Genomic DNA, 13,095 nt, shown 5'->3' on the forward strand with positions numbered 1-13,095 from the left:
GAGTGTTTTTTGATGCTATTTCGTTGTAGCTTGATTATTTAGATGACTAAATTTCTCAATCTACGTCTCATATCATCTAAAAAAACACTCATCGTCGCAACCAATTTGAAATATCAACAGACCCTAGGATAAATACCCGATTAAATTTCGCGTACAGCACCTTTTGCAGCACTTGTTGTATGCATCGCATACGCTTTAAGTGCTTTAGAAATTTTACGTGGACGTTCTTCAACTGGATGCCAGCCTTTCGCATCTTGTGCTTTACGGCGTTCAGCCATCACTTCATCACTAACTTTCAAGTGAATAGTACGGTTTGGAATATCGATTTCGATGATATCGCCATCTTCAACCAAACCAATTGCACCACCCTCAGCCGCCTCTGGAGAAACGTGACCGATTGAAAGACCAGATGAACCGCCAGAGAAACGACCATCCGTAATCAAGGCACATTCTTTACCTAAACCTTTAGATTTGAGGTAACTGGTTGGGTAAAGCATTTCTTGCATACCCGGACCACCACGTGGACCTTCGTAACGAATCACAACCACATCACCCGCTTTGATTTCGCCACCTAAGATCGCATCCACTGATGAATCTTGGCTTTCAAAGACACGTGCAGTACCGTTAAATTTGAGAATAGATTCATCTACACCCGCAGTTTTTACGATACAGCCATCAATTGCGATGTTGCCATAAAGTACAGCCAAGCCACCATCTTTAGAGAAAGCATGTTCTAAATTGCGGATAACACCTGTCTCACGGTTACCATCTAAAGAGCTGTAGTAACGGTCTTGTGAGAACGCAGTTTGCGTTGGAACACCGCCCGGTGCAGATTTGAAGAATTTATATACATCTTGATCTTCAGTACGGATAATGTCCCATTTATCAAGTGCATCTTTAAGTGATTTTTCATGTACTGTTGGAACAGAAGTATCCAACAATCCTGCACGATCAAGCTCACCCAAGATCGACATGATACCGCCAGCACGGTGCACATCTTCCATATGCACATCATTTTTTGCAGGTGCAACTTTACAAAGTACAGGCACTTTACGTGATAAACGATCAATATCGTCCATAGTAAAATCAACGCCTGCTTCATTTGCAGCAGCAAGTAAGTGCAATACAGTATTGGTTGAACCGCCCATCGCAATATCCAAAGTCATCGCATTTTCATAAGATGCTTTTTGTGCGATATTGCGTGGTAAAACGTTTTCGTCATTTTGTTCATAATAACGTTTTGCAAGTTCTACGATGAGTGAACCTGCACGTTCAAATAATTTTTTACGATTGGCGTGAGTTGCAAGTGTTGAACCATTGCCCGGCAATGACAAGCCCAAAGCTTCTGTTAAACAGTTCATTGAGTTTGCAGTAAACATACCCGAACAAGAACCACAGGTTGGACAAGCTGAACGCTCATATTCAGCAACTTCTTCATCAGTAAAATGTTCATCTGCTGCAACAATCATGGCATCGATCAAATCAATAGCTTTTTCATTGCCACGGATTTTGACTTTACCCGCTTCCATCGGACCGCCTGATACAAAGACCACTGGAATGTTCAAGCGCATCGCAGCCATGAGCATTCCCGGTGTGATTTTGTCACAGTTAGAAATACAGACCATTGCATCAGCACAGTGCGCATTGACCATATATTCTACTGAGTCAGCGATCAAATCACGTGATGGCAATGAATAAAGCATGCCATCGTGACCCATTGCAATCCCATCATCGACTGCAATGGTATTAAATTCTTTTGCTACACCGCCAGCAGCTTGAATTTGCTCAGCGACCAGCTGTCCTAAATCTTTAAGATGAACATGACCTGGTACAAATTGGGTAAATGAGTTGACCACCGCAATAATCGGTTTACCAAAATCTTCATCTTTCATTCCTGTCGCACGCCATAAACCGCGCGCGCCAGCCATATTTCTTCCATGTGTCGATGTTTTTGAACGATAGTCAGGCATTATAGTTTCCAACATTGTTTGAGCTTGAAAATGGATCCTAAGATCCACTCTGGCTAAATTGACTGATGTATATCTAAAGATCAGCTAAGAATAGCGACATCATACTACAAGTGTTTAACAGGCGATCATGTTTATGATCTTTTTTTATACAATATAAAAACTATTAAAGATGATGTGATCTATATAAAAATAAACGGTTACTGAAATCTAATATAAACCTTAAAGGCAAGATTAAACATCATTGTTACATGAATAATTTTTCATTTTTTCATAAAATATTATTATCAATAATTCATTTTATAAAAATATTCATTTATAAGAAAGGCTTCCGAAGAAGCCTTATTGACAATAAATTATTGCTTAATCAGATAGAGGCTGGTGCATTGTTTTCCAGCGGTATCTTGGCAAATTTGAGCAGTCTTTGCAGATACCCATTTCAAAGTAAAATTGAGCTGTGAATTGTTAAAATCATGTGCAGCACTGCCACATGAAGCTTGTTTGTTATCTGCTGTAACTTTCAAGGTCAAAATATCCAATGCTTTTGGATCATTGTTGTTACGCATCACTGCAAAACTACCACTCATACGTTTTTGCAAGCTGTTGTATTGAAATTGACCTGGCTTTTTAAATTGGTAAGTTTCTGAACATTTTTTTTGCGCATTGAAAATCGTCCAAGTACCCCAGAAATCTTTGTCTAGATTGACTTGCGATTTTTCAAATGCTTGAGCTTGCATTGCCATACCTAAGCTCAATGTAACGAAAGCTAATTTTTTTAACATTTTTGACTCTTCCAATAATTAAAGTTCTGGGCGTAAATATACGGGACAATTTTTTCCAAACTCATCTAAACAAAAGAGAATCTTTTGATTTGATTCTTTTTTAATATAATTAGATGAGGTTTGACCTACTAGATTTTGAGCGTTGCCTACACAATCTGCTTTTTGATTATCTGCAGTAAAACGAAACACCACCATCGGCAATTTTTCACTATCATCCGATGGAATAAATTCATAATTAGCCTTGACCTTCTGGCTAGCACTTGTAATTGTCAGCTCTTGTGCATTTAAAAATTGGTATTGCTCAACACAACTGCTATTTGGAAGAACAAGACCCCATTTGGCACTTTTTTTCATCAACTCAATTGCTGAATTATCAGCGGCATGAGTCATAGATGGAATTGCTGCGCTGCAGAATGTCGCCATGGTTAATAATGCAGTACAGGCAAATATCGTCTTTTTCATATCAATAAAATGCTCTCATCTTGTGTCGTATTATATTTTTCCAATGTATTACCATGTAATCGTGACACGACGGTTTGGCGCTAAGCATTCAACCATGTGTATTTTGCTATTTTCACCCGTACAGTGTTGAAAAGCATCCGTTTTACTTTGTGCAGTATATGCAATTCGATCAGCATTGATCCCTTGCGCTGTCAGCATGTTAACGACCGTTTTAGCACGTTGATTAGATAATGTTTGGTTATATCCATCTGTACCTAAAGGATCAGTATAAGCAGCAATTTTCACCTGCTGTGGATCTTGAGATTGCTTGATTTGCGTTGCAATTTCAGCGATTTTTTCAGGATTTTTTACGCCTGCTTGATCACCTCGATCAAAGTAAAATAATACATTTGCCGTCTGTTGTTCTAAGGAAACCGTTGTTTGTTCTGTAGCAGATTGGTTATTGCTGCCCCATTTCATCAATCCCTGACATTCTTCACCTTTCCAATAATATTGTTGTACTAGGTAGTTTTTATCAAAATCAATGCGGAGTTGGCAACGTTTATATGTATTATTTTCAGGTTGGCGAATGTCTAATACATAATTCCAAGTTCGTACACGAAATAATCCTGTAGAAAATTGTGGATCATCCAATATAAAACGGATTTGATCTTTATTTAAACCTTTGTCCAATCTAGCAACTTGATCATATTCATAACGATTCGGTTGTTTCTGTTTGCTGTCTTCGAGCTTTGGAAATTGGATTTGTGTATTTTGAGTTGCTTCATCGCTATTTGCTGCATATGAAACGGTACTTAGCATGGCACTGAATAGTGCACATAATAGGCTATTTTTATATGTCATCATGATCAGGCTCTGTTCATTCTTGGAAAATTGTAGGAAGACTCCGAAGAGCCTTCCTTTTTTGTCTTAGTCTATTACACCACTTACCCCAATACGGAAGCTTGGAGAGCCTTGTGAATCAGTTGCCGCACCTCCTGTAAGTGACCATTTTCCACTATCAGCTGTTTTACGAAGGGTCACACCTACTGCACTTTCACCGCCATGGTAAGCCGCACCTGCTGCATAGGTATATTTACCTGGTACATACGGTGCCGATTCTAGAGATAATGCTGCTGCAATACCTGCATTGGCTTTTTTCTCTACACTGTCAATACGGCTATTGGTTGAACGGAAGGCATCTTCTAAACGACTGCTCACGTTGTCAATTTTGCTGTTCAAGGCTTTATCGGCATTATCAAGTGCAGTTACCGCATCACCCACATTGTTGTATGACTTATCACTGACATTGTATGTCGGTGCTGTGAAGCTACCTGTGATATTGTCATAACCTGCACCACCACCCAGATATTGAACCACTGCTTGGTTGGTCGCATTCAACTGTGAACCATTTACTGCATCTTTTGATCCACTTGTCACAGCGCCATTTGCTACACCAGTAATAACACGATCACCCGCTGTACCACTGACATCGACTTTATTACCACCTGTGCCTTTTGCAACGGTCACAGTAGCATCTTTGTCTGCCTGTTGAACGAGACCTACAGAGCCATTATTCAATTCATTTTTGATATTGGTAATATCATTACTGTTTTGAGTAATTTGACCTTGTAAGTCGTCGCGTACACCAGCCAATTGGCTACCATTCACTGCATCTTTTGATCCAGCTTCCACTTTACCGTCAGCGACATTATGGATACCTGTTCCATCTGTTCCGCCAGCAAGTGTAATGTTGTTTTTGTCTGTCGAGCCATCTGCATTTTTGTCATATTGAACTGCTGTCTCATTTAGATTACCAAGGTCTTTTGTCACCCCTGCAATCGCATTATCAAGCTGTCCTTTATTAATTGCATCTGTCGCATTGACTGCATTTCCAACATTACTAATGGTTTGTCCACCAGCATTAATACCTGATTTAGTCACACTTGGCCCACCAGCAATGGTTAGACCATTGTTGTTAAGCATGACAGCACCATTGTTAATGTTGACTCCATTTGCACCATAATTAGTACTATTGGTGCCATCAGTAACTTGAGTACCACTTGCAGTCAGTGTTGACACTTTATTCGGATCATTCTTATCTACAGTTTGTACACTGGTCAAACCTTTCAGATCACTGTTCAAGCTCGCTTGTAACTGTCCTTGAGTCGCTGTTGTACTAATGTTTTGATCACCGATAATCGCTAGGTTTGTTCCAAGTTTATTACTTGAACCTGTACCCTTATCACCTGTAAATGTCAGTGGTGTTGTTACCGCAGCATTTAAGCTACTGATCGCATCACCGACACTACTCGCTGTAGTCTGGCTACCATCAAGATTGGTCAGGTTATAACTTGGTGCAGTAATCGAACCCGTTGCTGAATCGTATTTTGAACCGCCACCCAAAGCTGTTGCTGTACTTTCACCCAAGGTAGCCGATTTGCCATCTTGTGCTTTTGAAGCTGCATCTAACTGTGCTTTATTGACTGCATCGTTAGCATTTACTGCATCCGCAACATTGCTAATGGTTTTATTGCCCGCATTGATACCAGCTGAAGTTACGCTTGGTCCGCCTGCTATGGTTAAGCCATCTTTATTTACAGTGACTGCACCGTTATTTAGGTTAATACCATCTGCACCATATAGCGCAGTGTTATTGCCATTTTTAACAGTTAAACCACTATTATCCAGTTTGCTATTGCCAGCAGTGATGCTATCGATAGTTAAATCTTTGTTCAAAGTCACCGCGATTTGGTCTTGCGTTGCTGTGGTGGTGATGTTGCTATCGCCAACAACTGCTAAGGTTGAACCAAGCTTGTTACTTGAGCCTGTTCCTTTGTCACCACTAAAGTTCAGTGGTGTAGTCACCGCTGTATTTAAGCTGCTGATCGCATCGCCAACTGTTGCTGCTGTACTGTTACTGCCGTCAAGATTGGTGATTTGGTAGTTCGGTGCTGTAACAACGCCATCTTTGTATGTTGATGAACCACCCAAGTTTTGTGCAAGGCTGTTACCCAAGGCATCTGTCGCAGCTTGGCCACCCGCATTTGCCGCATCCAATTGGCCTTTATTGACCGCATCTGAAGCCGCCGCACCGTCTTTAACACCCGTGATGGTTTGTCCATTGGCATTGATGCCTTTGTTATCAACCGTCACACCGCCTGCATTGATGCTATCTACTGTAATTGCTTTGTTTAGGCTGACTGCAACTTTGCCTTGGCTGGCTGCGGTCGTTATATTGCTATCACCAGTAATGGCTAATGTTGAGCCGAGTTGATTCGTTGATGAACCGCTATCACCCGTGAATGTAAGTGGATTAAATGCCTGATTTTTTACATATTGTACAGCATCATTGATATTGTCTTTGCCAGTTCCACCAATATCAGAAGTTGTTACAGTTCCATCACTATTGCTAATTTGAGATTTGCCACCAAGAAGTGTCGCAAGATTGCTTTGTGCTTCCCAAAGCTGGCTACCATTGATGCCATCTTTACTTGTAGCTGATACGACACCATTAGCTAAGTTGGTAATCCCATTTGGTGCATCTGCCAAATCCAAACCATTTGCATTTAAACTTGGGCCATTTGCTATTGAAATGCCATCTGCAGAAACTGTAGTAGAACCCTCTGCATTGCTTACAACCAATCCAGTACTATTTAACACCGAGCTATTACCAGCACCGTCAGTCGTGGTTACGCTTTTTAATGTAATGTCTGGATTAAGTTTAATTTGGGCTTGGTTAGCCGTCACAGCAGTGGTGATATTGGTATCACCCACGATCGCAAAAGTAGAACCTAGTTTGTTGCTTGATGTGCCTGAAGCAGCATCTTTGAAATATAACGGCGTGGTTACTGCTGTATTTAAACTATTTAATGCCGCTGCAACACCTGTAACATTGCTAGCAACGCCATTTGGATTGCTCACAACACTATATGTTGGTGCTGTAAGTGCACCTGTCGCTGAATTATAACTTGCACCACCACCCAAAGCTGTAGCTGTAGTAGTCCCCAAATTATCTGCATTGGCTTTCACCGCATTTAACTGTGAAACATTGACTGCATCTGTAAGCGCGCTGCCTGCCAATACATTACTAATCACTTTATTTCCAGCATTGACACCTGAAGTCGTCATGCTTGGACCATTGGTAATGCTGACACCCGACGCGTTCAATGTTGTAGTGTTAGTTCCATTAGTAACGGTTGTTCCTGTTGCCGATGTTGTCAGCGTATTCGTGCCCTGTTTCAGCACATTAGTAGTTGAAGTAGAGGTATTTGTATTGCCACTTGCATCGGTAATTTTTGTACCCGTAGCATTCATCACAGTGCTATTTCCAGCACCGTCAGTTGTTGTTACGCTCGTTAAGCTTATATTTGGTTTTAATTGAACTTTTACCTGCCCCGCTGTTACTGCAGTGGCTATGTTTGTGTCACCCACGATCGCAAAACTAGAGTTTAATTTATTGCTCGTCGTGCCTGTATCACCTGTAAATGTAATTGGCTTTTGAATCGCTGCATTTAAACTTGTGATTGCAGCCCCAACATTATTTACATTAGTCGTGGCACCTGTGTTTGGATCAGTCAGTACCGCATAAGTAGGTGCTGTAATCCCTCCTGCCGCTGTGTTCGCAGTTGCGCCCCCGCCTAAAGCTGCTGCAGTATTTGCTGCAACATTGGCAAGCTCTTGATTGGTGTTATATAACTGTGAACCATTGATTGCATCCGTACTAGTTGCTGTAATTTGACCTGCCGCTACATTTTGAATTTGGCGCTTTAATGACGATGTTCCAACACTGATAACACTGGCATCGGCAGCTCCTGTTGCAGTATAACTCTTGCCATTAATGACTTGGTTCGTACCATCTACTGATGCAGATGTAATCGATGTTGCCCCTAATGCTACGCTATTTGCAATCGTAGATTGTGCACCAGCACCAAGCGCAACCGCCCCAATAGCCGTTGCTGAGGTTCTTCCAGCAAGACCACCATAAGAACTATTCCCCCCAATTGCAATAGAACTCTGTGCTTGTGCCTGAGCACCTGAACCCAATGCAACACTATATAGTTCACTGGCATTTGTATCAGAACCAATACTAATTGCCTTATCTTTTGTCGCACGCGATTGTGTACCGATAGCAACAGTATTTATCCCTAAAGAATTTGAACTTACGCCAACTGCAATTGCGCCACCTGTACTATTTGCTGTAGCAGATGAGCCAATCGCTAGAGCCGCCTGATTTGATGCTCCTTGACTATTTGCAACTGACCCATAGCCTATAGCAGTCGAATAACCTGATTGAGCGGCTGTACCTGAACCTAAAGAAAGAGAATTTACGCCCGATGCTTTTGAGTTATAACCAAACGCACTCGCTCCAGTCGCTGTTGCTGATGCATAATTGACACCATCATTATTTCCAGCACCTACAGCAGTCGCATTTGCTGCCGTTGCTCTACTATCATTACCTAACGCTAAAGCACCTGTACCACTTGCATTCGCTCCCGATCCCATAGCAACTGCACTATTGCCTGATGCAACGACGGCATTACCAATACCAATTGCATAAGTTCCACTTACATTTGCTGCATAAGCATCTGAAGATGACAGACCTATAGCGCCTGAACCACTAGCTACTGCATTCCCTGATGTCCAAGCAGCATCTACCGTCGGACTAAAAGTTACCATTAATGTCAGTGCTACAGACCCTACCGCCAAAGTAGTGTTTGATGATTTTGTTTTGCCTTTCGCAATCTCTGAAACTGCAACCCAAGTACCGAGAGTTGCATTCCAAATCACTTTATAAATCTTGTTCATTTTTTACCTCAAGGTACCCCAATTGGGTCTGTTTTTTGTGCTGTTTTTTTGTGCACCACTTGACACATATTTAACAATAACGATACATGCAAGTAAATAGATTTTTGCAAACTATTTAACATTTTTTGTATTTTAACTAGATGGATTCACAGTTAAGTTTCAATATATGATTATTATCAACTTATAACCAATAATGTTAAAATATATCAATAAAAAACAATATTATATGAATTATTTTTATTGTTTTAATTATTTTTAATATTAATTTAATCTTCACAATAAAGATTAATTTTTAGACATTTTGTTTATTAATCACCCTAAAAGAGAATTATTATCAACTTTTACATAAACAATACGCATAATTTTTTTATTTCTGTACTAAATTTCCCACAAATGGAGAGCAGCATAATTTGCTATAATAAGAACAATCTTTATTTTGAGTTTTGCTCTTGAAAATTATTTTTGCAGGCACCCCAGAATTTGCAGCAGTCGCCCTAAAAGCACTCATTCAGACTGATCATGAAATCGTCGCAGTCTATACCCAACCTGATCGAAAAGCAGGACGTGGTCAAAAACTTAGCCCTTCAGCAGTGAAACAATTGGCTTTAGATCACGATTTAAAGGTTTATCAACCATTACATTTCAAAGCCTCAACAGAAGAAGGTTTGGCAGCACAACAAGAACTTGCTGCTTTAAATGCCGATATTATGGTGGTGGCGGCTTATGGTTTGATTTTGCCTCAAGCCATTTTGGATATGCCTAAATATGGTTGTCTCAATATCCACGGATCACTGCTTCCTCGCTGGCGTGGCGCGGCTCCGATCCAAAGAGCAATTGCAACTGGTGATGCTCAAACAGGTGTGACCATCATGAAAATGGCGGCAGGCTTAGATACTGGTGATATGATGCTCAAAACGCTTTGCCCGATCGAAGCACACGATACCAGTGCAAGCTTGCATGATAAATTGGCAGATCAAGGTGCCGAAGCCATCTGTGAAGTATTAAAAACAGAGCAATCATTACAACAATATTTAGATGCTCGTGAAGTTCAAGATGATGCACTTGCAGTTTACGCACACAAATTATCAAAAGCCGAAGCTCAAGTTGATTGGAGCAAATCAGCCCTAGAAATTGATCGCAATATTCGCGCCTTCAATCCTTGGCCTGTCGCATTTACCCCACTCGATGAAAATCAAAATTTGCGTATTTGGAACTGTGAGCTTTCAAGTGAAAATGCTCAAAATGCCACAGCAGGTACGATTTTATTGATCAATAAACACGGCGTACATGTCGCTTGTGGAGATCAACACGCCATTTGTTTAACCAGCTTACAATGGCCAGGCGGTAAGGCATTAAATGCCGTTCAAGTCATGCAAGCACAAAAACTCGAAATTGGGCAGGTATTATGAGTCAGTCTACACAACCCAATTTAGCTAACAAAAAGCTAAACTTACGCGCACAAATCGTTAAAACCTTATTAATCGTACAACAAGGTCAATCACTCGCTAGCGTTTTAGGGCACCAAATTGATCAAGTCAATGAACGTGATCGTGCATTGTTCCATGAAATATTGATGGGCACTTTGCGTCAATGGTATGCACTCAAATCTATCGCGTTACCATTGCTCACCAAGCCTTTAAACAATGAAACTGTTGAAAGCTGTTTATACGTCGGTTTATATCAATTGCTTTGCACTCGTGTACCTGCACATGCTGTAATTTCAGAAACAGTAGATGCAACCAAGCAATTGGGCTATGAAGCTTTGGCTGGTGTCGTCAATGCGATTTTACGTAATGTTTCACGTGGAACAGAACAATACAAAGCCCAACTCAAAGCAGCACATGGTTTACCAAGTTGGTTATACAAACGTTTGAAACGTGATTGGCCTGAACAACTTGAACAATTATGTGAAAATCTCAAACAAATTGCGCCACTGACTTTACGTGTAAATACCCGAAAAATCAGCCGTGAAGCTTATTTAAATAAACTCAAAGCCCAAGAGATTGCATGTCAGCAATGTGCGATTTCAGATGTGGGTATCATCTTGGAACAAGCAGTGCAAATCACTGCCTTACCTGGTTTTGAGCAAGGCTGGTTCTCTGTCCAAGATGAACATGCACAGCTTTGTGCTAGTCTCGTTCCAGATTTAAATGATCAAGTTGTGCTTGATGCCTGCGCTGCTCCGGGTGGCAAAACTGCACATTTACTTGAAAAATATAATGTGAAAAAAATGATCGCGCTCGATCAAGATCCAAAGCGTTTGCTACGTGTTTCAGAAAATTTGGAGCGATTGGATCTGACAGAAAGATCCCCTGTCGAAATTATTGCAGCCGATGCAACAACTTGGCAAAGCAAAGATGCACTGGATTGTATCGTGCTTGATGCGCCATGTTCTGCGATTGGTGTAATGCGTCGTCATCCAGATATTCGCCTGCTTCGTCTATCTTCAGATATTGCTCAGACTGTTGCCTTGCAGAAGCAAATTTTGGATCATTTATGGCAAGAGCTTAAAGTGGGTGGAACATTGCTTTACATCACATGCTCTATTTTAAAAGCTGAAAATGAAAGCCAAATGCAGGAATTTTTCCAAACGCACAGCAATGCCAAAGAAATTAAAATTGAAGCTGATTGGGGAATAGAACAAACCCATGGTCGTCAACTTTTGCCTCAAACAGCACAAGGCGATGGTTTCTATTATTGTAAAATCCAAAAAATTGCGGACTAATCCCGTGATTTAGACATTATATTTAAGCCTGTTTTGATCTTTCACAGCAGGCTTAAATATCCAAAACACCCCAAATAAAATAAACTTCAAAAAAAATTATCTTGCTCTTTATAAATTTAAAACTGCACAAAACTCACTGCTTCAAAACAAATTACAAATTCATACTATTCAAATACATCAGAATCCGTTTAATTAAAAACAAATGAAATTTCTCATGATTTTCAAAACATAAATGTGCTTCATTCAAAATCAACTGATGAACACAGGCGAATAGCTTTAACACTTTTTTAAACTATCCGAGTCAAAAAAATAATGAATATTCAAATTATTGTTGGAAGTATCCGTGAAGGTCGCGTGGCGATTAAAGTTGCAAAATGGATGCTCAGTGCCATCCAAAGTTTTGAGCTCAAAGATGTCCAAGTCGAAATTGTTGATTTGAAAGAATGGGATTTACCCATTTTTGCAGGTGCTCATTCCCCTGCCAGCGGGATCTACGATCAACCCAAACAACAACAATGGGCGGAGCAAATTGCCAAAGCAGATGCCTTTATTTTAATTAGTCCAGAGTATAATCATGGCTATAGTCCAGCTTTAAAAAATGCCTTAGATTTTGTCTATCAAGAATGGAAAGCCAAACCTGTTGCTATTGCAAGCTACGGCGGAACCAACGGCTCACGTTCGATTGATCAAATTAAACAAATTTGTACTTTTTTGGGCATGATTGATTCCAATGCCATTATTGAAATTCGTGACATGGGGCAACGTGGCAAAGCAGAAAATTTTGAAGGAAATGAGTTTGATCAAAAAGCATTGAAAGCTGCTTTAGATAAATTGCAACGCTATGCTGTAAAAATATAAATTTGAGCAAAAGCATGTTGTAAGCTCTAGCTTACAAATACTGTCGTGCAATGCCACTATGAGCAAAGCGGATAAATTTTTATATTAGCTTCATCAGGAAATAGGATGTTTCCAGAAATAAAAAACAAAAATAATAGGATATAAATGCAGGACGCATGGTACGACAGGAGTCATACCACGACATAAATACAAAAAAGCTCAGGTATGGATGCCTGAGCTTTTTTAATGTCTAGCGTTTATTGATGTCTAAAGTTTATCGATGTCTAAATCTATTGCTCTTTCATCAAATTATTCATCATCGATAAAATCATCATCTAGATCATCATCATTGCTCACTTCAAATTGATCTTCTTCGTTTTCATCATGTGTTGGATTGTATTTCACAGCGCTCAACATGATATTTCTATACATAAATACAACTCCCCAATTAGACCAACACTTTCATTATATAGCGCATGATCAGCGTGGCTATTGCAAAGCATGCATCATTATTTAGCAAAATAAGCATTTTCGG

Annotated in this window: 9 protein-coding genes; 3 read left to right on the plus strand and 6 right to left on the minus strand. The window is 40.2% G+C overall.

Going from position 1 to position 13,095, the window contains the following annotated elements:
* Positions 1-140 precede the first annotated feature (140 nt).
* The 5 genes from ilvD to F960_RS23310 form a co-directional block, all read right to left on the minus strand.
* Entirely contained in the window at positions 141-1,970 is a 1,830-nt protein-coding gene (gene ilvD, locus F960_RS20035) for a dihydroxy-acid dehydratase (protein WP_004870296.1), read from the minus strand.
* A 353-nt stretch (positions 1,971-2,323) separates the two neighbouring features.
* Complete coding sequence (locus F960_RS20040) at positions 2,324-2,749, minus strand: hypothetical protein (RefSeq protein WP_004870297.1); 426 nt, start codon at positions 2,747-2,749, stop codon at positions 2,324-2,326.
* Between the two features lie 18 nt (positions 2,750-2,767).
* Positions 2,768-3,211, minus strand: coding sequence for a hypothetical protein (locus F960_RS20045; protein WP_004870298.1), 444 nt, complete (start codon positions 3,209-3,211; stop codon positions 2,768-2,770).
* A gap of 48 nt (positions 3,212-3,259) precedes the next feature.
* On the minus strand, positions 3,260-4,057 hold the full coding sequence (gene tpgA, locus F960_RS20050) for a trimeric autotransporter adhesin/peptidogylcan-associated protein TpgA (RefSeq protein ID WP_004870299.1): 798 nt from the start codon (positions 4,055-4,057) through the stop codon (positions 3,260-3,262).
* 63 nt (positions 4,058-4,120) lie between these two features.
* On the minus strand, positions 4,121-8,998 hold the full coding sequence (locus tag F960_RS23310; protein ID WP_004870300.1) for an ESPR-type extended signal peptide-containing protein: 4,878 nt from the start codon (positions 8,996-8,998) through the stop codon (positions 4,121-4,123).
* Positions 8,999-9,447: 449 nt separating this feature from the next.
* Here F960_RS23310 and fmt point away from each other — a divergent pair, with 449 nt between their 5' ends.
* The 3 genes from fmt (at position 9,448) to F960_RS20070 (ending at position 12,581) form a co-directional block, all read left to right on the plus strand.
* Positions 9,448-10,407, plus strand: coding sequence for a methionyl-tRNA formyltransferase (gene fmt, locus F960_RS20060; RefSeq protein ID WP_004870301.1), 960 nt, complete (start codon positions 9,448-9,450; stop codon positions 10,405-10,407).
* Positions 10,404-11,723: a 16S rRNA (cytosine(967)-C(5))-methyltransferase RsmB gene (gene rsmB / locus F960_RS20065; RefSeq protein ID WP_004870302.1), complete on the plus strand. Its 1,320-nt coding sequence runs from the start codon at positions 10,404-10,406 to the stop codon at positions 11,721-11,723. Before fmt ends, rsmB begins: the two co-directional genes overlap by 4 nt.
* A 312-nt stretch (positions 11,724-12,035) precedes the next feature.
* Positions 12,036-12,581 (plus strand): NADPH-dependent FMN reductase, encoded by a 546-nt coding sequence (locus F960_RS20070; RefSeq protein ID WP_004870303.1) that lies wholly within the window; start codon positions 12,036-12,038, stop codon positions 12,579-12,581.
* A 288-nt stretch (positions 12,582-12,869) separates the two neighbouring features.
* Here F960_RS20070 and F960_RS23145 read toward each other — a convergent pair whose 3' ends face one another.
* Positions 12,870-12,992 (minus strand): hypothetical protein, encoded by a 123-nt coding sequence (locus F960_RS23145; RefSeq protein WP_004870304.1) that lies wholly within the window; start codon positions 12,990-12,992, stop codon positions 12,870-12,872.
* Positions 12,993-13,095: the final 103 nt, after the last annotated feature.

Origin of the sequence: Acinetobacter gerneri DSM 14967 = CIP 107464 = MTCC 9824 (assembly GCF_000368565.1) — a bacterium.
In the GTDB taxonomy this organism is placed as follows: domain Bacteria; phylum Pseudomonadota; class Gammaproteobacteria; order Pseudomonadales; family Moraxellaceae; genus Acinetobacter; species Acinetobacter gerneri.

Coding starts and splice junctions, on each gene's coding strand:
- ilvD (WP_004870296.1), bottom strand. CDS start 1,970: ATGCCTGACTATCGTTCAAAAACATCGACACATGGAAGAAATATGGCT.
- F960_RS20040 (WP_004870297.1), bottom strand. CDS start 2,749: ATGTTAAAAAAATTAGCTTTCGTTACATTGAGCTTAGGTATGGCAATG.
- F960_RS20045 (WP_004870298.1), bottom strand. CDS start 3,211: ATGAAAAAGACGATATTTGCCTGTACTGCATTATTAACCATGGCGACA.
- tpgA (WP_004870299.1), bottom strand. CDS start 4,057: ATGATGACATATAAAAATAGCCTATTATGTGCACTATTCAGTGCCATG.
- F960_RS23310 (WP_004870300.1), bottom strand. CDS start 8,998: ATGAACAAGATTTATAAAGTGATTTGGAATGCAACTCTCGGTACTTGG.
- rsmB (WP_004870302.1), top strand. CDS start 10,404: ATGAGTCAGTCTACACAACCCAATTTAGCTAACAAAAAGCTAAACTTA.
- F960_RS20070 (WP_004870303.1), top strand. CDS start 12,036: ATGAATATTCAAATTATTGTTGGAAGTATCCGTGAAGGTCGCGTGGCG.
- F960_RS23145 (WP_004870304.1), bottom strand. CDS start 12,992: ATGTATAGAAATATCATGTTGAGCGCTGTGAAATACAATCCAACACAT.